We start from the raw sequence: 21,651 nt of genomic DNA on the forward strand, positions 1-21,651 counted from the left end.
TTCATGAACAGGTCAAATGGTTAGGCCGGTTTTTCAGAATGGTCAAGCCAATTAGGTCAAAATTTGCTATCCTGCATCCGAAGCGGAAACAGAGTATCGAAATCATATCGGTAATAAGCATGTATTTTCATATGATTAAGTAATTCCTTGCGCATTGATACGCTTGGCGTTACGGTAAGGCCAAATACGGATTGCAGATAGGGCTCGTCGGAAAACACATGAGTGGTCAGGCCAAAATAGCGGAACCGCGCAGGCTTTATCAGCAGATTGCGGACCAGATACGTGAACTCATCGATATGGGTGAATTCCTACCCGGTACGCGGCTTCCCGCCGAACGGGAACTGGCCCAGAAGCTCGGTGTATCAAGGCCTTCGTTGCGCGAGGCGCTGATTGCGCTTGAAATCGACAACACCGTCGAGATTCGCATGGGTTCCGGCGTCTATGTGTCGGCGGAAGCTCTGCAGACGACCCATCATACCAAATCGCTTGGCGACAGCCCCTCCGAACTGATGCAGGCGCGGGCCGCGCTGGAGGGCGCGACCATCGTGCTGGCGGCAAGCCGGATGACCGATGAGACGATCGCGACCCTCCGCCAGATACTCAACACCATGCAAAGGGAAATCGAGGCCGGTCGCAAACCTCTGGATCAGGACCGGCTGTTTCACGTCACCATAGCCGAGCAATCCGGTAACAGCGTTCTGGCCCGAATGGTGGCGAACCTTTTCGATGAGCGCCACAGCCCGATTTCGGCCCAGCTTCGCGTGAAATTTGAAGACCGCGATACCTGGACCCATGCGCTTCAGGAACATGAAGCCATTCTGGCGGCGCTTGAGCTTAAAGACCCGCTGCTGGCGCAGGCAGCCATGCATACCCATCTGGAAGGTTCGAAGAGACGCTGGGTGGAAAGCTAATTTCGAAACATAGCAGACAATATATATCGGGAGGAGGATAACCCGTGAGTGAGAATTCCGAGGCAACCATTTTGCTGAACGCCAACGACAATGTCGCGGTGGCGCGTCGGTCCATTCCGGCCGGCGGCGCAACGGGCAGGGGAGATCTGGCGGCGCTCGAGTTGATCGGGCGCGGGCATAAGGTGGCCCTCAAACTCATCAAATCCGGAGACGAGGTGCTGAAATACGGACAGGTGATCGGTATAGCCACACAGGATATCGAGCCCGGCCGGCATGTTCACCTGCACAATCTCGCCATGGTGCCGTCCGAACACGCCCATCAGTTCAGTGTCGATATTGAAGAAAAGGGCATGCTGCCGGAAGCCGAGCGCCGGACGTTCAAGGGGTATGACCGCGGCCTCGGTGGCGTCGGAACGAGAAACTATATCGGCGTCATCGCTTCGGTGAACTGTTCCGCCACGGTATCGCGTTACATCGCTGATTATTTCAACAAGCAGGGCGGCCTTGATGGTTTCGACAATGTCGATGGCGTCGTGGCGCTGACCCATGGGGGCGGCTGTGCGCTGAACACAAAATCGGAAGGTTACCGCCTGCTGATCCGCACCATTCAGGGTTATGCCCGCCATCCGAATTTCGGCGGCATTCTGCTGATCGGCCTCGGCTGTGAAACCAACCAGATCGCCCCCATCCTCGAACATTACAAGATGGAAGAGGGTGAGCGGCTGCGCACCATGACGATCCAGCAGCATGGCGGCACCCGCAAGACGATCGATGCGGCGATCGCCGAGATCAAGGCCATGCTGCCAATGGTCAACGCCGCCAGCCGCACCGAGCAACCACTCTCCAAGCTGAAGGTGGCGCTGGAATGTGGTGGTTCGGATGGTTACTCTGGCATTTCCGCCAACCCGGCCCTGGGTTATGCCTCCGACCTCATCGTCCGCAACGGCGGCACCACAGTCCTCTCCGAAACGCCGGAGATTTACGGCGCCGAGCATCTGTTGACGAAGCGCGCAGTCACCCCTGCTGTGGCCGAGAAGCTCTTGCAGCGTATCGACTGGTGGCGGGATTATACCGCCAGGAACGGTGACGAACTCAACAACAACCCTTCCCACGGCAACAAGCTTGGCGGCCTGACCACCATTCTGGAAAAATCACTCGGCGCAGTCGCAAAGGGCGGCTCCATGCCGCTGAAGGCAGTTTATGAATTTGCCGAGACCGTGACGGAGCAGGGTTTCGTCTTCATGGATACACCGGGCTATGATCCCGTTGCCGTCACCGGCCAGGTCGCGGGCGGCTGCAACGTCATCTGTTTCACCACCGGCCGCGGCTCGGTCTCGGGCTTCAAGCCGGCTCCATGCATCAAGATCGCCACCAATTCCGAAATGTATGAACACATGAAGGAAGACATGGATATCAATTGCGGCGAGATCGTCACCGGCAACGAAACCATCGAAGAATCCGGCAAACGAATTTTCGAGCATATTCTGGCCGTCGCATCCGGCGACAAGACCGTCAGCGAGATTTACGACTACGGCGACAACGAATTTGTGCCTTGGCAGGTTGGGGCTGTGACCTGAACCTGCGACACCAGACTGTCCCACGTGAAACAAAAGGCCCGGAAATCACTTTCCGGGCCTTTGTCATTTCTGCCTGTTCCGCACTTAGTGGCGGAAGTGACGCATGCCGGTAAAGACCATTGCCACATTGTGCTCGTTCGCAGCGTCGATCACTTCCTGATCGCGCATGGAGCCACCCGGCTGGATAACAGCGGTAGCACCTGCGGCGATCGCGGCGAGCAGACCGTCAGCAAAGGGATAAAATGCTTCCGAAGCGACGGCAGAGCCGCGTGTCAGCGGCTCGGAAAGACCAAGAGCCTTGGCGGCATCTTCAGCCTTCTGGGCGGCAATGCGGGCGGAATCCACACGGCTCATCTGGCCGGCACCGATGCCTGCGGTCTGCCCGTCCTTGGCATAGATAACGGCATTGGACTTAACATGCTTGGCGATCTTGAAAGCGAACTTCATGTCTTCAAGTTCCTGCAGCGTCGGCGCACGCTTGGTGACCACCTGGAGGTCCAGATCTTCGACCATGCCATTGTCGCGGCTCTGCACCAGCAGGCCACCCGAAACGGTCTTCGCCGTAATCCCGGCCGCGCGCGGATCAGGCAGGCCACCGGCGGTCAGCAGGCGCAGGTTCGGCTTGCGGGCGATGATGGACTTGGCTTCTTCCGTCACGTCAGGTGCGATGATGACTTCCGTGAAGAGCTTGACGATCTCTTCCGCCGTTTCCGCATCAAGCGTGCGGTTCAAGGCGATAACGCCGCCAAAGGCGGAAACGGAATCACATGCCAGCGCGCGCCGATAGGCTTCGGCAAGCGTCGGGCCGGTCGCAACGCCACAGGGATTGGCGTGTTTGATGATGGCAACGGCCGGCGCGTTTTCCGGCAGGAATTCCGCCACAAGCTCGTAAGCTGCGTCCGTATCATTGATGTTGTTGTAGGAAAGCTGTTTGCCCTGAAGCAGAGTGGCGGTCGCCACGCCGGGGCGCTTCTCACCCGTCAGATAGAAGCCTGCGCTCTGGTGCGGGTTTTCGCCATAGCGCATCTTTTCCTTCAGCACGCCGCCGATGGCGCGGTAATCCGGTGTCTCGATCGCAAGCGCTTGCGCGAACCAGTTGGAAATCACCGCGTCATAGGCAGCCGTGCGGGCATAGGCCTTGGCGGCAAAACGCTGGCGTAGCGCATAGGAGGTCTGGCCGTCATCAGCCTGCAGGGCTTCAACCAGGTCAGGGTAATCGGACGGATCGGTAACAACAGTGACATAGGCATGGTTCTTGGCGGAAGCGCGGATCATTGCCGGGCCACCAATATCGATGTTTTCGACCGTCGTCGGATAATCGCCGCCCTTGGCGCGAACTTCCTCGAAGGGATAGAGATTGATGACCGAGAGATCGATCGCCTCGATGCCGTGCGCCTTCATCGCCTCGACATGCTCCGCGTCATCCCTGATAGCCAGCAGCCCACCATGGACATTGGGGTGCAGAGTCTTGACGCGGCCGTCCATGATCTCAGGAAAATTCGTCACGTCGGAGACATCCGTCACCGGCAGGCCTGCTTCCGCAATGGCTTTCGCCGTACCACCGGTCGACAGGAGCTTGACGCCAAGCTTCGACAGAACCGTCGCCAGCTCTATAATGTCAGTCTTGTCAGACACGGAAAGAAGCGCCGTGCGGATTTTGACCTTGTCGGGGGCGGGGATTTTCTTGGACACGACGGCCATCAGGCATACTCCGTTAAACGGGGAGGACAGGCTGGAATGGGATTGATCCAGCAATTGCCGCCGCGTTAACACAGCTTACCGGATTAATAAACAGCGGGGATGCTGAACGGCGTAAACTATGGCGGTTTTTGCCCCGCGCCGCCGGAAATTTCCTAGGCCTGGCGTTCAATCAGCCAGCGGATTTCCCGCGTATTCGCAAGATTGAAGGGGAGCTCGATCTGCTGAGAGGGCCGCATGCCGGACGCATCGGCCATAAACACATCCTCGGTGACGAAAAGCTCCAGCCCGGGTGCCGAAAACAGCCAGACGGTTCCATCCGCCGCCTCCAGGTAGACCGACTCTTCGTCCCGCTGGTGCAGCTGAATGTGAGGATGAATGTGGAAACGCGAAACCGCGGAGATCGACTGCAATTGCGTTTTTGCGGCATTCTCATCAGCCCGAAGCAGATCCCGGCCTTTTATCTTGGTGCCGGCCGCATTCAATTCTATTTCCCGCTCATGATAACAGCCGAAATTCTGCAAATAACCGTCATGAGACGCCCACAGGATGTCATTGCCGTTTGCGTCCGTTCCACGTCGGCTGTCAACCTGGCTGACACCTGATACCATGATCGGACCAAGCAGCCTCGAGCGCGACAGTCTGCAGGATGATGTATCCGCAAGCGTGACAGTGGAATGCGCGGCCGTCGAACGGCTGGCCCGCTGATATTCCGGCGCGGCATTGCGCGGAAAACCGGAATTGACGATGAAGCGGTTCTTGCCACAGGACATTTCAAACGAAAGGCAACCCGAATGGGCATTGCGTGAAAGCTCCGCCGAACCGGGATACCCTGTATCGACGATGATGACCGTATCGTCCGTCGCAAGCCGGTGATAGTTCACATCCGGCAGGACTTTGGAGGGCCTGCCAGCCGTTTCGTCGTAGCGCAGCACGGAAACAAGCTCATTGGCCAGTGTGGCCGTGGCGCCATTGAACAGCGCGAGATCGCCGCCCTGATGCCGGAAGAACCGAATCGCCGGAAACATGCGGTCTATCGCCGGCACCAGACCGGAGGGGAGATCATGGCCCAGATTGATATAACTTTGTCGCAGCGGCAGGAGATCGAGCAGCAAATCCAGCATGACCCGTGGGTTACGGGAAACATGCCCGCCATCGGGCAGAATCTGGCGTTCCATTTCCTGAGCCAGCTTCATTCCGTTCCGGTTGATGCGCGACAGGCGGGTAGGCATGGCGATAGAGGCCATGGCAAGCGCGATCCTAACCCTCAGCCGCGCTTCGCCGTCAGGCGCATGTCTGACGATTCTTTCGAGATACCGCACGTGAAAGGTAAGGCTTTTCAGGAAACGGCGGTAAAAACCGGCATCAGCCTCGTATAAAACCACGGGAGAGTGCGAGAGCCAGGCTATCAACCTCTGCGCCGCGATTTCCGGCGACCAGGCGATACCCGCAAGCCGTCTGCCATGGATCACCATCCATTCGGCGACGATGCGGCGAGCCCGCTTGCAGGCCTCGCTCGATTTATCGGATCGAATATGACGCAGCCAAGTGAATGCATGCAGCCGTTCTTCGAAAACCGCCGAGGGGTAGTCCACCTGAAAGGGCGAAGCCCCGCCGGTTTCGACGACACGCCCGGCCAACGCGATGCGGCCCCGCAACAATTCCTCGGCGAAATAGGGATCGATCGCTCTGAGATCGGTCGGCGCCGCCACCAGACCATCGGGCACACGATTGGCAAATCGCGACACATGCAGGCGCAAAGGCGTAAGGCCGACACACAAATGACGATACGCCATCCGCGACAGAAGACCGGCGGCATTCATGCTGCCTGCAAAGGACCCTAACAAGCTGTGTTTCCCGTTTCACATGTTTTGTTTTTATCAGTGAACCGCGACGACCGGAACGTTTTCGATAAATATCTAATGATTCGCGAGAGCTTGGCTTTTTTCTACTTCTTACGCAAGACACTGCTAAAAAACCCATCGACGCCGCCGAACATATCAGGCGTCGTACGAAGATCGCCATCGGCGCTGATAGCCGCTTCCATTCCGGGCCAATCCTCGCGGCGGACGGCAACACGCTCCACGCCGGGATTTTCCGCCAGAACCTCGGCAATCATCTCCTCCCCTTCGGAAGGATCAAGCGAGCAATTGGAGAAGACCACGAGACCGCCGGGACCAACAAGGGTCAGCGCCTGCCGCAGCATCTGGCCCTGAAGAGCGGCCAATTTGGCGATATCGTTCTCATCCTTGGTCCAGCAGACATCAGGATGTTTGCGAAGTGTCCCGGTGGAAGAACATGGCGCATCAAGGAGAACCGCGTCAAAAAGCTGTTCCGGCTGGTACTTCAGCATATTCGCCTCCACCGTCTCGGCATTTAGGCCAAGTCGATCGAGATTTTCCCTGAGGCGACGAAGACGGTTGCCGGACTGATCCAGCGCCGTCACCCTGGCGCCCGCCAGCGCAAGCTGGGCGGTCTTGCCGCCCGGGGCCGCGCAGAGATCGGCGACACGCTTGCCGGAGATATCGCCCAGTAACCTGACAGGCATGCTCGCCGCAAGATCCTGCACCCACCATGCACCCTCGGCAAAACCCTCGAGCGATGGGATTTGTCCCTCGAATTCACCCAGTCGCACGCTGCCGTTCGGCATGAGCGTACCGCCCAGTTTCTCCGCCCAAAGAGCGGGATCCGCCTTGATCGTGAGATCAATGGAGGAGGGTGTCAGCTGCGCCTGCGAAATCCTTTGAGCTGCTTCATTTCCGTAAGCCGAAACAAGCCGCGCATAGAACCAGTCCGGCAGCACGGGAACATCGGCGACAGCCTTTTCGATCTCCGCTTTTTCACGACCGAGCCTTCTGAGAACGGCATTCACCAGCTTGACGAAACGCTTGTTGCGCGGATCACGGTGAGCCTGCTCCACGGCGAGGTCGACAGCGGAATGATCCGGCACATCGAGGTAGAGCATTTGGGCTGCACCGACGACAAGGACGTGGTGCAGCGATCGCGCGCCCTGCGGCAGCGGCCCATCGAGCAGCATCGACAATGCCGTTTCAATCCGGGGCAGGTGGCGAAGCGCGCTGTTGACGATGGCCCTTACCAGCGCCCGGTCGGCAAGCGACAGGGCTCGATAGACGGGATTGCCGTTTTCGTTATCAAGCATCCCGTCCAGCGAGGTCTTCTTTTCCAGAACGGCCGCCAGAATGCGGGTGGCGGCAATGCGCGCGGCAAGGCCTGGCTTATCCTGGAAAGACGAAGGGCCGTCTTCACGGCCCCTCCCATTTGCAGGTCTCGGTTTTCTGGACCGCGCCGGCTTATTCTGAATATCGGATGTCAAGACCACGGCCCCTTGCGCTCGTTTTCATTGCCTCGTCCCCAGCCTGTTTTGGGAACAGAGCCTGATTTGCGCAGAGGTCTATCACCCGAGGACGGCGGCGTCGATCCTCGCGGAGAAAACTCCTGCGCCATGGCGTGCAGCGCCGCCACGCGGTTTTCCGTGTTCGGATGCGTGGAAAAGAGATTGTCCATGCGCTCGCCGGAAAGCGGATTGATGATGAACATATGCGCCGTCGCCGGGTTGCGCTCGGCATCATCATTGTGAATGCGCTGCGCCATGCCCGAAATCTTCTGCAGGGCGGAGGCAAGCCAGAGCGGGTTGCCACAGATTTCCGCGCCGCGGCGGTCGGCGGAATATTCACGCGTGCGGCTGATCGCCATCTGCACCAGCATTGCCGCCAGCGGCGCGACAATCATCGCGACCAGCACACCGATAAAGCCCAACGGGTTGTTGTTGTTCTCCCGGTTGCCGCCGAAGAAGAAGGCAAAATTGCCGAGCATGGAAATGGCACCCGCCAGCGTGGCGGTGATTGTCATGGTCAGCGTATCCCGGTTCTGCACATGTGCGAGTTCATGCGCCATGACACCGGCCACTTCCTCAGGAGTTAGCCGCTCCAGCAATCCGGTGGAAGCCGCAACAGCGGCGTTCTGCGGATTTCGTCCAGTCGCGAAGGCATTGGGCTGCGGGCTGTCGTAAATATAGACCTTTGGCATTGGTAGACCGGCATTCTGCGACAGATCGCGGATCATATGAAAAAACTCAGGCGCATTGGCCTCATCAATCTCCCGCGCATGATAGGCGGCGAGGACCATCTTGTCAGAATTCCAGTAGGAGAAAAGATTCATACCGGCCGCAATAAGCAGCGCAATCATCATGCCGCCCTTGCCGCCAATCAGAAAACCGACACCCATGAACAATGCGGTCATGAAGGCCAGAAGCATTGCCGTGCGCATCATGTTCATCCGTTAAACTCTCCTTCTCACTCACCGGGAATATTCCGGGGTTTATAAAGCCCATCAGATTATATAATCTGGTAAGCGGCAAACGTATTTCAATATCCCGTCATAGGGAGGATTTCATGCAGAATGCGGATAATGACAATGCCACGGACGGCGCAGAAAGGGCCAAGCAGCTTTCGCCGGCGGCGCAACGGGCTTTGAAGGAAGCAGAAGAACGGCGCAGACAACAGGCCGATCTGCAATTGCCGCCGGAAACCGGCGGTCGCGGTGGCGCTGAACCTGTGCGTTTCGGTGATTACGAAATAAAAGGCCGGGCCATCGATTTTTGAGTCCACAAATAAAAATACCCGCCTTTGGCGGGTATTTTATAATTAAAAACAATTAGTTACTACTTCTTCTCCAGAAGGCGGCATACCGCTTCAAGCTGCTCCAACGTCCGGTAACCGATGCGGATTTGCCCGGATCCACCTTTGTGGCTGATCTTCACATCGAGTCCGAGAGCATCGGACAGGCTGCGTTCGAGCGCGATCGTGTCGGAATCCTTTTCCGCAGCAGGTCGCTTCTCCGCGACATCACCCTGCGACTTGATATCGTTCTGCGCCAGGCGCTCGGCATCACGCACCGAAAGTCCCTTGGACACGATTGTTTTTGCAAGCGTCGCCGGATCGGATGTGGAAACAAGCGCACGCGCGTGACCTGCGGAAAGCGAACCATCCGCCAGCATATCACGTACCGGATCTGGAAGCTTGAGAAGCCGAAGGCTATTGGCAACGTGGCTTCGGCTCTTGCCGATGATTTCGCCGAGATCATTTTGCGTATAGCCGTGTTCGGCGATCAGCTGTTCATATCCCATCGCTTCTTCGAGCGGATTGAGGTCTGAACGCTGTACGTTTTCGACAATCGCTAATTCCAGCGCCGTGCGATCATCCACGTCGCGAACGATGACAGGGACATCGGTAAAGCCCGCCAGCTGCGCCGCGCGCCAGCGTCTTTCACCCGCAATAATCTCGTAGCGGTTGACTCCAACTGTTCTCACGACCACAGGCTGAACAATTCCGTGCTGACGAATGGAGGCGGCCAGATCCTGCAGCTCATTCTCATCGAAATGACGACGGGGGTTTCTCTGGCTGCGAGCGATGAATTCGATCGGAATGGTACGGTCAGCATTAACAGCGCGCTGAGGCTCACCCACCGGCACTGGTTGATCCATTTCTCCGATCAATGCAGCAAGACCGCGCCCCAGCCGACGCTTGGAAAGATCATCACTCATAAGATATTACTCCATACATTCCGGCAAACGTCAGGCGGCTTTACGCAGACGCTCTCTCTGGATCACTTCGGACGCCAGCTGCAAATAGGCCTGGCTGCCGGCGCATTTCAGATCGTAAAGAATTGCCGGTTTACCATAAGAAGGCGCTTCGGAAACACGCACGTTGCGTGGAATGAGCGTGTGGTAAACCTTTTCTCCAAGATGCGTGCGCACATCTGACACAACCTGTTGCGCAAGATTGTTCCGCGCATCGAACATCGTCAGAACGATGCCCTGTATATCAAGCTGCGGATTGACCGACCCTCGAATCTGACTGACCGTGTCCAGCAGCTGACTAAGGCCCTCCAGCGCAAAGAACTCGCATTGCAGTGGCACGAGTACAGAATGCGCCGCCGTCATCGCATTCATGGTCAGAAGATTGAAAGAAGGGGGGCAATCAACAAGAATATAGGAATAGCCTCTGGCTTCCTGTGTTTCCATGGCTGCGCGCAACAGAAAAACGCGGTTGGAAACATTCGCGACCTGCATCTCGAAACCGAGCAGATCCATCGTGGAAGGCACGATATCGAGATTGGGAACTGCCGTGGGAACAGCAACTTCCGCGACTCCATGATCTCCCACCAGAAGATCATAAGACGAAAGCTTGCGCTCCTTGCGGTCGATTCCAAGGCCGGTACTCGCATTACCCTGCGGGTCCAGATCCACGATCAGCACCCGCTCACCAATAGCCGCCAGCGCGGTAGCCAGATTAATGGCGGTGGTTGTTTTACCAACGCCGCCTTTCTGGTTAGCAACTGCGATAATCCGGTTTTTTTCAAAAGTCATACCGCACCTGGCCAGTTCGTCAGCGCCTCAAAACGAGGTTGCTGATTTCAAGAACAACAGAATCTGCCTCAATGGCACTCTGATGTTTTACCAGATCAAACTCCCAGCGACCATGTGCTTTCTGCACTTCGGAATCATAATCCCGGCCTTTATTAAAATAGGCCTTCAGATTTGGATTTTTCTGCGCCCAGGGGTGAATATAATCGAAAAGCAGGTCCAGTTCGGCGAGCGCGCGTGCTGAAACGACGTCGCAATTCTTGATGACTTCAGGTGCCGTCTCGATTCTGACAGGATGTACTGCACCTCTTGCACCGGTTTCCTTCAGTGCAATTCGCAGGAATGCCGCTTTTTTATTGTTGCTTTCAACGAGATCGACCCAGCCATCGCCAAGCTCAGCCAGAAAAATTGCAGTGACGACACCAGGGAATCCGCCGCCGCTTCCAAGATCAATCCATTTTTTCGGCCGAGGAGAAAGCTGAAATATCTGCGCGCTGTCGGCGACATGCCGGCTCCAAAGCTCAGTGAGAGTGGAGGGCGCGACCAGATTTGTGGTTCTGTTCCACTTCTTAAAAAGCTCGACAAAATGTTCGAGCCTTTCCTGTGTTTCACGTGAAACACTCTGGCCGTTTATCTTCATAATCCGACTCGCTATTAGTGCATGCGCAATTTTTCATTTCGCGTTGCGGAGTCCTTCCGCAGAAGCGCGAGCAGCAGCGATATCGCAGCCGGTGTCATGCCGTCAACACGGGCGGCCTGCGCAATATTTTCGGGACGGGCCTTTTCCAGCTTTTGTTTAAGCTCATTGGAGAGGCCGGAGAGGTCCTTAAAGTCGAAATCGTCGGGAATTTTCCTGTCTTCATCCCGTTTGATATCAACGATATCAGCGCTCTGCCTCTGCATATAGACCGCATAGCTCGCTTCGATCTGCAAGACTTCGGCGACTTTCCTGCCAAGCGCGCCCAATTCAGGCCAATGTCCGGTGAGGGTCTCCAACGTCATATCAGGATAGGCGAGTAATTCATAAACGGAACGGCGCTGGCCGTCCTGATTGAGTTTCAATCCCTGTTTTGCCGCCTGGGACGGACTGATGGAGATTGCCTTCATCAACTCACGACCACGATCCAGATCGGAAATGAACTTTGCAAAGCGTTCCTGCCGCTCACGACCGACAATGCCCACCATCTGGCCGACTGGTGTAAGTCGCAGATCCGCATTATCCACGCGCAGCGAGAGGCGATACTCCGCTCTTGATGTAAACATCCGGTAGGGTTCACTGACACCCTTTGACGTCAGGTCATCGATCATGACACCGATATAGGACTCGGTGCGGCTGAAATAGACTGGATCAGCATCGCCCGCATAAAGCGAAGCGTTCAGACCAGCCACGAGGCCCTGGGCACCCGCTTCTTCATAACCGGTCGTGCCGTTGATCTGGCCGGCAAGAAACAGCCCCGGAATCTTGCGGCATTCCAGAGACGGCTTCAGCTCGCGCGGATCGACATAATCATATTCGATCGCATAACCAGGCTGGAGAATTGTAACCTGTTCAAGCCCGGGTATCGTCCTGATAAATTGCTCCTGCACGGAAGCGGGCAGGGAAGTCGATATGCCGTTCGGATAGATGGTGTGATCATCAAGGCCTTCCGGCTCAAGAAATATCTGGTGGCCGTCCCGCTCGCCGAAACGGGTTATCTTGTCTTCGATTGAGGGGCAATAACGCGGACCAACCCCTTCGATCTGACCGGAGTACATTGCCGATAGATGAATATTGTCCTTGATAATATTGTGACCAGCCGGCGTGGTGCGAGTGACGCCACATTCGATCTGGGGATTAACAATACGATCCGTCATGAAGGAAAACGGTACAGGATCCTCATCAGCCGCCTGGCGATCCACCGCATTCCAATCAATCGTACGTCCGTCCAGTCGGGCCGGGGTCCCTGTTTTCAGACGACCCATAACAAGACCCAGCCGCGAGAGCGTGTCCGAGAGACCTAGAGACGGCATTTCTCCTACGCGCCCCGCCGGAATCTTTTCGGAACCGATATGAATGAGACCACGCAGGAAGGTGCCGCTCGTCAGCACGACGGCGCCGCAAGGAATCCGGCTACCGTTTTTCATGATGACCGCCGCGACCCGATCATCGGCCATTTCAATATCGAAAGCATCACCCTCAATAATCGTCAGGTTTTCAATCCCATCGATTTCACGCTGCATCGCCTCGCGATAAAGCCGTCGATCGGCCTGTGTGCGCGGCCCGCGAACAGCGGGACCCTTCTTGCGATTGAGCATGCGGAACTGAATACCCGCCGCATCGGCAACGCGGCCCATCAAACCATCCAGCGCATCGATCTCACGAACGAGATGCCCCTTGCCGAGACCGCCGATAGCGGGGTTGCAGGACATGACGCCAATCGTCTCGCGCTTGTGGGTCACAAGGGCGGTCTTTGCACCGTGCCTTGCAGCCGCGGCGGCGGCTTCGCTACCCGCGTGACCACCACCAATAACAATGACATCGAATGACTGGTGCATATCCTTGCGCCCTGTTCCGTCAGCGTCAACATCACGGTCTCAGCCGCCGATGTTTCACGTGAATCATTTTCCTATGCAGAATTCCGAGAAGATCACGCCCAGCAAATCTTCCACATCAACACGGCCGGTGATCCGTCCGAGCGATGTGGCGGCGAGCCTCAAATATTCCGACCTTATAGCAAGGTCTGGGGTCGCGGAATTGAGCGCATCACTAACATAGTTCAGCGTCTCTTCAAGTCGTTTTTTATGACGGGCACGGGCAGGAACCAAAGTCTGGCCCGCGCCGACGCGTTTTTCTATTTCCCGCTTAAGCACCGAACGCAATTCGTTCAGGCCTATCCCTTCTTTGGCTGAGATAGACAAATCAAATTCATCGTCCAATATAGCGGGATGAGGTGCAGTTTTTGTTCTGACCCGTAGATAGCTCTGATTTTTGAATGATTCGAGAGATTGTTTCGGGATCGAATCATTATCTTGCAGCAGCAGAATAAGATCTGCCGTTTCAGCCGTCAGAACTGCACGCCGCACGCCCTCCAGTTCCACGACATCCTGTGTTTCCCGTATTCCTGCCGTATCAAATATCCGGACCAGATATCCTTCCAGATTGATATCGACACTCAAGACATCTCTCGTCGTGCCGGCAATGTCGGTAACGATCGCAACGTCTCGGCCGCTCAGGGCGTTCAAGAGGGTGGATTTACCCGCGTTCGGTTCGCCAACGAGCGCAACCTTGAACCCGTCACGGATGATTTCACCACTTCCGCCTCCCTGGAGATGATCACGGATTTCCTCGCGCAACTGCACCATTGCATCCCAAACCTGTGTCGCCACCGAATCCGGAACATCCTCCTCGTCAGCAAAATCCAGTTCCGCTTCAATGAGGGCACGAGCACGCGTCAGGCGGCTGGCCCAGCCATCATAGAGTGCCGATAATTTGCCGGTGCTCTGTTCCACCGCCAGCCGCCGCTGCATTTCCGTTTCGGCCTGCAACAGGTCTGCCAGACCTTCGACCTCAAGGAGGTCCATCTTCCCGTTCTCGAAGGCTCTACGGGAAAATTCGCCAGCGTCAGCGGGTCGAAATCCACTGAGGTTTTCGAGTTCGGTAAAAATCGAAGCCATAACCGCGCGACTGCCGTGGCTATGAATTTCGACGCAATCCTCACCGGTGAAAGAATTTGGCGCTGGAAAAGCAATTACCAGCGCCTGGTCGATCACCTCATTGTTTCGATTCCGAATCGAGCAGAGTGTGGTCTTTCTTGGTGATGGAAGTTCCCGACCCGTCAGCATCTTCAAGGCATCAAAAGCCCCTGACCCGCTGATCCTGAGAACAGCGACGCCAGCAGGCAAGGCACCGCTGGAAAGCGCATAGATCGTATCGGCGGAAGCTGGCATCATTTACCTCGGTCTAAAACAGTCAAGCCGCATCCGAGTGAACGGATACGGCTTTACAGATCTTATGATGAATCCGGCTAAAAGTTCGGATCAGGTATTCATTGATTCGAAGAAATCCGAATTGTTCTTTGTCTGCTTCAGCTTGTCGATCAGGAATTCGATGGCGTCCATCGTTCCCATCGGCGCGAGAATGCGGCGAAGAACGAAAATCTTCTGCAGATCCTGGCGCGGCACCAGCAGGTCCTCCTTACGCGTACCGGATTTGAGAATATCCAGAGCCGGGAAGATACGCTTGTCGGCAACCTTGCGGTCAAGCACGATTTCCGAGTTGCCGGTACCCTTGAACTCTTCGAAGATGACTTCGTCCATACGGCTGCCGGTATCGATCAGCGCCGTGGCAATAATCGTCAGCGAACCGCCTTCCTCGATGTTACGAGCAGCGCCGAAGAAACGCTTCGGGCGCTGCAGGGCGTTGGCATCCACACCACCAGTCAGGACCTTGCCGGAGGAGGGAACAACCGTGTTGTAGGCGCGGCCAAGACGGGTGATGGAATCGAGCAGGATGACAACATCGCGGCCGTGTTCGACCAGACGCTTCGCCTTTTCGATGACCATTTCAGCGACCTGCACGTGACGGACTGCCGGCTCGTCAAAGGTAGAGGAAACAACCTCGCCCTTCACCGAACGCTGCATGTCGGTCACTTCTTCCGGACGCTCATCGATCAGGAGAACGATCAGGTAGCATTCCGGATGGTTTGCCGTGATGGAATGGGCGATGTTCTGCAGCAGAACCGTCTTACCGGTGCGCGGCGGCGCCACGATCAATCCGCGCTGACCCTTGCCGAGCGGCGCGACGAGATCGATCACACGCGACGACAGGTCCTTCGAGGTCGGAACATCCAGTTCCATCTTGAAGCGCTCATTCGGGTAGAGCGGCGTCAGATTGTCGAAGTGAACCTTGTGGCGGATCTTTTCAGGATCGTCGAAATTGATCGTGTTGACCTTGAGAAGTGCGAAATAACGCTCGCCTTCCTTGGGGCCGCGGATCGGGCCTTCAACGGTATCACCGGTCTTCAGCGAGAACCGGCGGATCTGCGAGGGCGAAATATAGATATCGTCCGGACCGGGCAGATAGTTTGCGTTTGCGGACCGCAGGAATCCGAACCCGTCCTGCAGGACTTCAACGACGCCTTCGCCGATTATTTCGATGTCCTGGCTCGCGAGAACCTTGAGGATTGCGAACATAAGCTCCTGCTTGCGCATGGTGCTCGCATTTTCAACTTCCAGGGATTCAGCAAAAGTCAGCAAGTCGGTAGGCGATTTGCTCTTAAGTTCCTGAAGCTTCATTTCAGCCATGAAGGAAAGACCGTTTGATAATGTAATTTGGGGGAGGGCGTGTTCGCGAATCAGATGCTGAGGGAGACACCGCAGATGACTGAATAATTCACATGCCACGAAGATGAGTGGTCCGAAAATAGCGATTGAACACGGCCGCTGCAAGAGGAAAGCACGAATTCCGCGAAATTTATCGTCGCACCGTCTTAACCGAAGGGTTTCACAACCACAAGTATGACAATCAGGATCATCAGCAGGGTCGGAACTTCATTCATCAACCGCCAGTGACGGGCAGGTCTTGTATTTTCATCCCGCGCAAAACGCTTCGCACTGCGGGTGAAATAAACATGCGTCGCTGTCAAAAGCACCACCAGCCCGATTTTTGCATGCAGCCAGCCGCCGGAAAAACCATAAACCGACCATGCGAGATAAAGCCCCAATATCCAGGAAATCATCATCGCCGGGTTCATGATGACCTTGATCAGCCGCTGCTCCATGACCTTGAAGGTTTCGGATTGCTGCGAACCGACGGGTGCATCGGTGTGGTAGATGAAAAGCCGCGGCAGGTAAAAAATCGCCGCCATCCAGGAAATCACGGCGATGATATGCAGCGCCTTGACCCACAGATAGAGATCGGCCGGATCAGCATAAAATAACAGGGCGACGAAAGCGGCAAAGACACCAAGTGCAATGCCGGCGCGCAGAGCCGCGCGATTGCCGGAACGGGCGGAGGTTTGTTTTTCATCACTCATGCCCCGGCTCCACCGCCGCGCACGCGCTGCACCAGCCGGGTGACGTTTTCCGGGTCAGCCTGCGGGGTAATGCCATGGCCTAGATTGAAGATCAGCGGACCCTGTCCCAGCGCCTGCAAAACAGCGTCGATGCCATCCTGCAAGGCCTTGCCGCCCGCTACCATCAGCATGGGATCCAGATTGCCCTGCACCGGGCCTTCCTTCTGCAAGTCCCTGGCAAAACCGAGCGGCACCGACCAGTCGAGCCCGATGGCGTCAGCGCCCGTCTTGCGACGATAATCTTTGAGAAGATAACCGGCCCCTTTGGCGAAAGCGATGATCTTTGCCGAGGGCCGACGGGCGCGCACCGATGCGATAATGCGGGCAACCGGCTTTATCGCATAATCCTCGAATTCCTTCTCACCGAGCACACCGGCCCAGGAATCGAATATCTGCACCGCATCGGCGCCGGCATCGATCTGCGCCACCAGATAATCAGCGGAAACATCGGCAAGAAAAGCCAGCAGCTTTTCCATGGCGGCCGGCTCCTGATAACCGAACAGCCGCGCCGGAGCCTGATCCGGTGTTCCATGTCCCGCGATCATGTAGGTCGCAACCGTCCAGGGCGCGCCGCAAAAGCCGAGAAGCGTCGTTTCATCCGGCAAGGTCTTACGCAAACGGGAAACGGTTTCGAAAACGGGCGAAAGATGCGCCATGACATTTGCGGCATCCAGCTTCTCGATACCACTGACATCGATCGGGTCCATGGCAGGACCCTTGCCTTCGCTGAAGGAGACGTTGCGGTGAAGCGCGTCGGGTATCACCAGAATATCGGAAAAGAGAATTGCGGCATCCAGCCCGAACCGGCGAATGGGCTGGAGAGTGACCTCCGTTGCCAGCTCGGGGTTATAACAGAGATCGAGGAAACTTCCGGCACTCTTCCGCGTTTCCCGATACTCGGGAAGATAGCGCCCAGCCTGTCGCATCAGCCAAATGGGCGGCGGCGCGACCGTCTGCCCGTTCAACACCGTCATAACCTTGCGTTCGCTCATGGCACCTAGCTTCTAAAAAATAAAATCAAAGAGATTTAAAAGATTTTCTATTTCTTAGAGTCTGTGAGTAGCAAGGATTAAAATCATTCCAGTCGAAATGCCGCAGTTGCAAGGCCCATCAGGTACCTGAGGATATTGTCGATGTGCTTGCTCGTAGATAATTCGGAAAACGACAATTTACTAAATTATTTCATTTAGTTACCGCCGAACCAGAAAACCGCATATCTGTGGATAATCTGGGGAGAATTTTTGAACAACTCCACATTCTTCAAATAATTCACAGGCGCGCCGGCGATGATTGAAGCCACTTGCGGATTGTGGAAAAACACCACTTTATTCACGGCGCGGTTCGACCCGCAGGGCAATTCGGGGATTTGTCCCGGTTTATCAACAGCGGGAGAAAAACAGCGTGGAGAACAAAAAAAGCTTCTTCCATCTGCACCTGATTTCGGACTCAACCGGCGAGACTCTGATGTCGGCCGGTCGTGCCGTCTCGGCCCAGTTTCACGCCTCAATGCCGGTGGAACATGTCTATCCGATGATCCGAAACCAGAAACAGCTCGCGCAGGTGGTCGACCTCATCGACAAGGAGCCGGGTATCGTCCTCTATACCATCGTCGATCAGCAGCTGGCCGAGTTCCTGGATCTGCGGTGCCATGCGATCGGGGTGCCCTGCGTCAACGTCCTCGAACCGATCATTGGTATTTTCCAGACTTATCTCGGTGCGCCGTCCCGACGGCGGGTGGGCGCGCAGCACGCGTTGAATGCGGATTATTTTGCCCGGATCGAGGCGCTCAATTTCGCCATGGATCATGATGATGGGCAAATGCCGGAAACCTATGACGAGGCTGATATTGTTATCATCGGCATCAGCCGCACATCAAAAACACCAACCAGCATCTATCTCGCCAACAGGGGAATAAAGACTGCCAATATTCCGGTTGTTCCCAATGTGCCTTTGCCGGAAAGCCTCTATGCCGCCACCCGGCCGCTGATTGTGGGTCTGGTCGCGACATCGGATCGTATATCGCAGGTGCGTGAAAACCGGGAGTTGGGCGCGACGGGCGGATTTGACAGCGGGCGTTACACGGATCGCGCCACCATCATGGAAGAGCTGAAATATGCGCGCGCGCTCTGCGCCCGCAATAATTGGCCGCTGATTGATGTCACACGCCGCTCCATCGAGGAAACGGCCGCAGCCATCCTTGCCCTCCGCTCGAGGACGCGATAATCCGGATCGCACCATTCGGAGCAGACAGTCGATGAAACAAGAGTTGATCCTCGCCTCGTCCAGCGCATCCCGCCAGATGCTGATGCGCAATGCGGGGCTGACATTTTCGGCAATCCCGGCGGATATTGATGAGCGTGCGCTCGATGAGCAGCTGGAACGAGACGGCGCCAGCCCGGAAGAGGTCGCACTGGAACTTGCCAGGGCCAAGGCTCTTGCGGTCGGCGCGCTCCATCCGGAAGCACTGGTTCTCGGCTGCGACCAGACCATGGCGCTTGGTGCCCGTGTCTATCACAAGCCAAAAACGATGGTGGAGGCCGAAGCGCATCTGCTCTCATTGTCCGGCAAGGTCCATCGTCTGAACAGCGCTGCCGTTCTCGTCCGGCATGGAGAGGTGGTGTGGCAGACCGTTTCCAGCGCCGAGCTAGGCGTTCGAACATTAAGTGCAGAATTTGTCTCCCGTCACCTGAAACGGGTGGGCGAAAAGGCCTTGAGCAGTGTCGGCGCTTACCAGCTTGAGGGAGAGGGAATCCAGCTATTCACCTCAATCAAGGGCGATTATTTCACCATTCTAGGTCTGCCGCTTCTGCCGCTTTTATCGAAACTGCGCGACATGGATGTCATCGATGGCTGATTCACGTGAAACATTAACCATAAATGCCTTCGTTGTCGGTTACCCGATCAAGCATTCGCGGTCGCCTATTATCCATTCTTACTGGTTGAAGAAATTCGGGATTGCCGGTTCGTATAAGGCCGTTGAAGTCTCTCCTGATGATTTCACGAATTTCATTGCAGTGCTGAAGGAAGGCAAGCCGGGCACACCCGTCGGCGGCAATGTCACTATTCCCCATAAGGAAGCGGCCTATCGGCTGGCAGATAAACCCGATGCTCTGGCGGAAGAACTCGGCGCCGCCAACACTGTCTGGATGGAGGAGGGCAGTCTTCGCGCCACCAATACGGATGGTTACGGTTTCGTCGCCAATCTCGATGAACGTCATCCGGGCTGGGACAAGGCCGAGCGGGCCGTGATTTTGGGTGCCGGCGGCGCAAGCCGGGCGGTTATTCAGTCCCTGCGTGATCGTGGTATTGCCGAGATCCATGTCCTGAACCGTACCGTCGAGCGTGCGCGAGAACTGGCTGACCGTTTTGGGCCGCGGGTCTTTTCCCACCCCCAGGCAGCGCTTCATGAGGTCATGCAGGGCGCCGGGCTTTTCGTGAACACGACATCGCTCGGCATGGATGGAACAGAAGCGCCGCATCTCGATTTTTCGCCGCTGGCCGCCCAGGCCGTCGTGACCGATATCGTCTATGTGCCTTTAAAGACCCCGATCCTGAAGATGGCGGAAGAGCAAGGCATTGCGACAGTCGACGGATTAGGCATGCTGCTTCATCAGGCAAAACCCGGTTTCAGGCGATGGTTCGGCAAAATGCCTGAGGTCGATGAAACCCTGCGTTCTCTCATCATCGAGGACATGGAGAAACATTGATGATCGTCATCGGTCTTACCGGCTCGATTGGAATGGGAAAAACGACGACCGCCAAGCTGTTTGCCGGGGAAGGGGTCCCAGTTCTCGATTCGGATGAGGTCGTGCATGGGCTATACCGGACCGAAGCCGTTCCGCTGATTGAGGCAGCCTTTCCCGGTACCACCGTTTCCGGTGTGGTGGACAGGCAGAAACTCGGCGATGTCTTACGGAAGAATCCGGCTAATTTTGGCAGGTTAGAGGAAATCGTGCATCCGCTGGTGCGCAAGAGGCAGGAAGCTTTTCTGGCTGTGGCAAGGAAAGACGATCGGCAATTCGCCCTCCTCGATATTCCTCTGCTGTTCGAAACCGGTGCGGAAAGCCGCGTCGATAAAGTCGTGGTGGTAAGTTGTGCGCCGGAGATTCAGCGGGAGCGGGTTTTGTCCCGACCCGGCATGACGGAAGAGAAATTCGAAATGATCCTCGCGCGACAGACGCCCGATGCGGAGAAGCGCCGGCGTGCCGATTTTATCGTCGATTCCGGAAGTGGTGTCGAAGCAGCACGGGATCAGGTAAGAGAGATATTGCAGAAACTGGCCGCTGAGTCGCGCCGCGGAGAGATGAATGCGTGAGATCATTTTCGATACGGAAACCACGGGCCTTGAGTCGAAGCTGGACCGTGTGATTGAAATCGGCGGTATCGAGCTGATCAACCACTTTCCTACCGGCCGCACGCTGCATCTCTATATCAGCCCGGAAGATCGCAAGGTTCATCCCGACGCGCTTGCCGTTCACGGCATTACCGACGAGTTTCTGAAAGACAAACCGAAATTCGCCGAAGTCGTCGACCAGATTCGCGACTTCTTCGATGGTGCGCGCTGGGTGGCGCACAATGCCACATTCGACATGGGCTTCATCAACGCGGAATTCGCACGCCTCGGCATCGAACCGGTGTCCGCCGAACTGGTGACAGACACGCTTTCGCTTGCCCGCCGCAAGCACCCTATGGGGCCGAACTCGCTGGATGCGCTTTGTCGGCGTTATGGTATCGATAATTCCCACCGTACCAAGCACGGCGCGCTTCTCGACTCCGAACTGCTGGCCGAAGTCTATATTGAGATGATCGGCGGGCGTCAGACGGCGCTCGGTTTCGGTTCCGCCGCCAAGCAGGAAACTATTGTCATCGAGGACGATGTGCCGCTTGAGCCGCTGCAAAGACCGAGCCCCTTGCCCTCAAGACTGGATGCGGAAACGGTCGCGGCCCATGGCAAGCTCGTTCTCGGCATGGGCGACAAGGCAATCTGGAACCGCTACCAGAATTGACGCCTGCTGAGGCGTTGAAAT

At 56.4% G+C, this 21,651-nt stretch carries 20 protein-coding genes; 8 read left to right on the forward strand and 12 right to left on the reverse strand.

The features are described from left to right. Window positions 1-218 precede the first annotated feature (218 nt). Both V6S97_RS23165 and V6S97_RS23170 read left to right on the forward strand, forming a co-directional pair. Window positions 219-911 carry a FadR/GntR family transcriptional regulator gene (locus V6S97_RS23165; protein ID WP_003505313.1) on the forward strand — a complete coding sequence of 231 codons (693 nt, stop codon included), beginning with the start codon at window positions 219-221 and terminating at the stop codon, window positions 909-911. Between the two features lie 44 nt (window positions 912-955). Next, window positions 956-2,488 carry a UxaA family hydrolase gene (locus V6S97_RS23170; RefSeq protein ID WP_003505314.1) on the forward strand — a complete coding sequence of 511 codons (1,533 nt, stop codon included), beginning with the start codon at window positions 956-958 and terminating at the stop codon, window positions 2,486-2,488. 84 nt (window positions 2,489-2,572) lie between these two features. Here the strand turns inward: V6S97_RS23170 and purH are convergent, their stop codons facing one another. From purH to htpX, 4 genes are all read right to left on the reverse strand, one after another. Then, a complete protein-coding gene (gene purH / locus V6S97_RS23175) occupies window positions 2,573-4,189 on the reverse strand; it encodes a bifunctional phosphoribosylaminoimidazolecarboxamide formyltransferase/IMP cyclohydrolase (RefSeq protein ID WP_065695307.1) in 1,617 nt (538 codons plus the stop codon). Between the two features lie 152 nt (window positions 4,190-4,341). Continuing rightward, window positions 4,342-6,009: a heparinase II/III family protein gene (locus V6S97_RS23180; protein ID WP_161974182.1), complete on the reverse strand. Its 1,668-nt coding sequence runs from the start codon at window positions 6,007-6,009 to the stop codon at window positions 4,342-4,344. 125 nt (window positions 6,010-6,134) lie between these two features. Next, window positions 6,135-7,520 carry an RsmB/NOP family class I SAM-dependent RNA methyltransferase gene (locus tag V6S97_RS23185; protein WP_003505318.1) on the reverse strand — a complete coding sequence of 462 codons (1,386 nt, stop codon included), beginning with the start codon at window positions 7,518-7,520 and terminating at the stop codon, window positions 6,135-6,137. Continuing rightward, complete coding sequence (htpX, locus tag V6S97_RS23190; protein WP_003505319.1) at window positions 7,517-8,482, reverse strand: zinc metalloprotease HtpX; 966 nt, start codon at window positions 8,480-8,482, stop codon at window positions 7,517-7,519. The genes V6S97_RS23185 and htpX overlap by 4 nt, the downstream gene beginning before the upstream one ends. Window positions 8,483-8,598: 116 nt before the next feature. On the opposite strand from htpX, the gene V6S97_RS23195 reads away from it, so the two are divergent. Further along, window positions 8,599-8,808 (forward strand): DUF1674 domain-containing protein, encoded by a 210-nt coding sequence (locus V6S97_RS23195; RefSeq protein ID WP_003505320.1) that lies wholly within the window; start codon window positions 8,599-8,601, stop codon window positions 8,806-8,808. 59 nt (window positions 8,809-8,867) lie between these two features. Here V6S97_RS23195 and V6S97_RS23200 read toward each other — a convergent pair whose 3' ends face one another. The 8 genes from V6S97_RS23200 to hemE all read right to left on the reverse strand — a co-directional run bounded on the left by V6S97_RS23200 (window position 8,868) and on the right by hemE (window position 17,616). Next, window positions 8,868-9,749, reverse strand: coding sequence for a ParB/RepB/Spo0J family partition protein (locus tag V6S97_RS23200; RefSeq protein WP_334427796.1), 882 nt, complete (start codon window positions 9,747-9,749; stop codon window positions 8,868-8,870). Window positions 9,750-9,779: 30 nt separating this feature from the next. After that, complete coding sequence (locus tag V6S97_RS23205) at window positions 9,780-10,574, reverse strand: ParA family protein (RefSeq protein WP_003505322.1); 795 nt, start codon at window positions 10,572-10,574, stop codon at window positions 9,780-9,782. A gap of 19 nt (window positions 10,575-10,593) precedes the next feature. Further along, window positions 10,594-11,211: a 16S rRNA (guanine(527)-N(7))-methyltransferase RsmG gene (gene rsmG, locus V6S97_RS23210; RefSeq protein WP_003505323.1), complete on the reverse strand. Its 618-nt coding sequence runs from the start codon at window positions 11,209-11,211 to the stop codon at window positions 10,594-10,596. Between the two features lie 14 nt (window positions 11,212-11,225). Further along, window positions 11,226-13,106 carry a tRNA uridine-5-carboxymethylaminomethyl(34) synthesis enzyme MnmG gene (gene mnmG, locus V6S97_RS23215; protein ID WP_334427798.1) on the reverse strand — a complete coding sequence of 627 codons (1,881 nt, stop codon included), beginning with the start codon at window positions 13,104-13,106 and terminating at the stop codon, window positions 11,226-11,228. Between the two features lie 63 nt (window positions 13,107-13,169). Further along, entirely contained in the window at window positions 13,170-14,501 is a 1,332-nt protein-coding gene (gene mnmE, locus V6S97_RS23220; RefSeq protein ID WP_334427799.1) for a tRNA uridine-5-carboxymethylaminomethyl(34) synthesis GTPase MnmE, read from the reverse strand. A gap of 87 nt (window positions 14,502-14,588) precedes the next feature. Continuing rightward, window positions 14,589-15,854 carry a transcription termination factor Rho gene (gene rho, locus V6S97_RS23225; protein ID WP_004444236.1) on the reverse strand — a complete coding sequence of 422 codons (1,266 nt, stop codon included), beginning with the start codon at window positions 15,852-15,854 and terminating at the stop codon, window positions 14,589-14,591. 185 nt (window positions 15,855-16,039) lie between these two features. Continuing rightward, window positions 16,040-16,585, reverse strand: coding sequence for a protoporphyrinogen oxidase HemJ (gene hemJ, locus V6S97_RS23230; RefSeq protein WP_020809711.1), 546 nt, complete (start codon window positions 16,583-16,585; stop codon window positions 16,040-16,042). Next, entirely contained in the window at window positions 16,582-17,616 is a 1,035-nt protein-coding gene (hemE, locus tag V6S97_RS23235; RefSeq protein WP_031233715.1) for a uroporphyrinogen decarboxylase, read from the reverse strand. The genes hemJ and hemE overlap by 4 nt, the downstream gene beginning before the upstream one ends. A 409-nt stretch (window positions 17,617-18,025) precedes the next feature. Here hemE and V6S97_RS23240 point away from each other — a divergent pair, with 409 nt between their 5' ends. From V6S97_RS23240 to dnaQ, 5 genes are read left to right on the forward strand one after another with little or no spacing between them, the layout of a single operon-like run. Continuing rightward, window positions 18,026-18,847 carry a pyruvate, water dikinase regulatory protein gene (locus V6S97_RS23240; RefSeq protein ID WP_003505331.1) on the forward strand — a complete coding sequence of 274 codons (822 nt, stop codon included), beginning with the start codon at window positions 18,026-18,028 and terminating at the stop codon, window positions 18,845-18,847. 31 nt (window positions 18,848-18,878) lie between these two features. Further along, the gene (locus V6S97_RS23245) at window positions 18,879-19,478 is read left to right on the forward strand and encodes a Maf-like protein (RefSeq protein WP_020809712.1); all 600 of its coding nucleotides are present in this window, start codon (window positions 18,879-18,881) and stop codon (window positions 19,476-19,478) included. After that, a complete protein-coding gene (locus V6S97_RS23250) occupies window positions 19,471-20,331 on the forward strand; it encodes a shikimate dehydrogenase (RefSeq protein ID WP_031233717.1) in 861 nt (286 codons plus the stop codon). The genes V6S97_RS23245 and V6S97_RS23250 overlap by 8 nt, the downstream gene beginning before the upstream one ends. Continuing rightward, complete coding sequence (gene coaE / locus V6S97_RS23255; RefSeq protein WP_020809714.1) at window positions 20,331-20,939, forward strand: dephospho-CoA kinase; 609 nt, start codon at window positions 20,331-20,333, stop codon at window positions 20,937-20,939. Before V6S97_RS23250 ends, coaE begins: the two co-directional genes overlap by 1 nt. After that, window positions 20,932-21,630, forward strand: coding sequence for a DNA polymerase III subunit epsilon (gene dnaQ, locus V6S97_RS23260; RefSeq protein WP_020010703.1), 699 nt, complete (start codon window positions 20,932-20,934; stop codon window positions 21,628-21,630). Before coaE ends, dnaQ begins: the two co-directional genes overlap by 8 nt. Window positions 21,631-21,651 lie beyond the last annotated feature (21 nt).

Source organism: Agrobacterium sp. CCNWLW155 (assembly GCF_036888815.1).
Lineage (GTDB): Bacteria > Pseudomonadota > Alphaproteobacteria > Rhizobiales > Rhizobiaceae > Agrobacterium > Agrobacterium radiobacter.

What these genes read in the sequence shown, in the direction of transcription:
- V6S97_RS23165 (WP_003505313.1), top strand. Translation starts at nt 219, where the DNA reads ATGAGTGGTCAGGCCAAAATAGCGGAACCGCGCAGGCTTTATCAGCAG.
- purH (WP_065695307.1), bottom strand. Translation starts at nt 4,189, where the DNA reads ATGGCCGTCGTGTCCAAGAAAATCCCCGCCCCCGACAAGGTCAAAATC.
- V6S97_RS23180 (WP_161974182.1), bottom strand. Translation starts at nt 6,009, where the DNA reads ATGAATGCCGCCGGTCTTCTGTCGCGGATGGCGTATCGTCATTTGTGT.
- htpX (WP_003505319.1), bottom strand. Translation starts at nt 8,482, where the DNA reads ATGAACATGATGCGCACGGCAATGCTTCTGGCCTTCATGACCGCATTG.
- V6S97_RS23195 (WP_003505320.1), top strand. Translation starts at nt 8,599, where the DNA reads ATGCAGAATGCGGATAATGACAATGCCACGGACGGCGCAGAAAGGGCC.
- V6S97_RS23200 (WP_334427796.1), bottom strand. Translation starts at nt 9,749, where the DNA reads ATGAGTGATGATCTTTCCAAGCGTCGGCTGGGGCGCGGTCTTGCTGCA.
- V6S97_RS23205 (WP_003505322.1), bottom strand. Translation starts at nt 10,574, where the DNA reads ATGACTTTTGAAAAAAACCGGATTATCGCAGTTGCTAACCAGAAAGGC.
- rsmG (WP_003505323.1), bottom strand. Translation starts at nt 11,211, where the DNA reads ATGAAGATAAACGGCCAGAGTGTTTCACGTGAAACACAGGAAAGGCTC.
- mnmG (WP_334427798.1), bottom strand. Translation starts at nt 13,106, where the DNA reads ATGCACCAGTCATTCGATGTCATTGTTATTGGTGGTGGTCACGCGGGT.
- mnmE (WP_334427799.1), bottom strand. Translation starts at nt 14,501, where the DNA reads ATGATGCCAGCTTCCGCCGATACGATCTATGCGCTTTCCAGCGGTGCC.
- rho (WP_004444236.1), bottom strand. Translation starts at nt 15,854, where the DNA reads ATGGCTGAAATGAAGCTTCAGGAACTTAAGAGCAAATCGCCTACCGAC.
- hemJ (WP_020809711.1), bottom strand. Translation starts at nt 16,585, where the DNA reads ATGAGTGATGAAAAACAAACCTCCGCCCGTTCCGGCAATCGCGCGGCT.
- hemE (WP_031233715.1), bottom strand. Translation starts at nt 17,616, where the DNA reads ATGAGCGAACGCAAGGTTATGACGGTGTTGAACGGGCAGACGGTCGCG.
- V6S97_RS23245 (WP_020809712.1), top strand. Translation starts at nt 18,879, where the DNA reads ATGAAACAAGAGTTGATCCTCGCCTCGTCCAGCGCATCCCGCCAGATG.
- V6S97_RS23250 (WP_031233717.1), top strand. Translation starts at nt 19,471, where the DNA reads ATGGCTGATTCACGTGAAACATTAACCATAAATGCCTTCGTTGTCGGT.
- coaE (WP_020809714.1), top strand. Translation starts at nt 20,331, where the DNA reads ATGATCGTCATCGGTCTTACCGGCTCGATTGGAATGGGAAAAACGACG.
- dnaQ (WP_020010703.1), top strand. Translation starts at nt 20,932, where the DNA reads ATGCGTGAGATCATTTTCGATACGGAAACCACGGGCCTTGAGTCGAAG.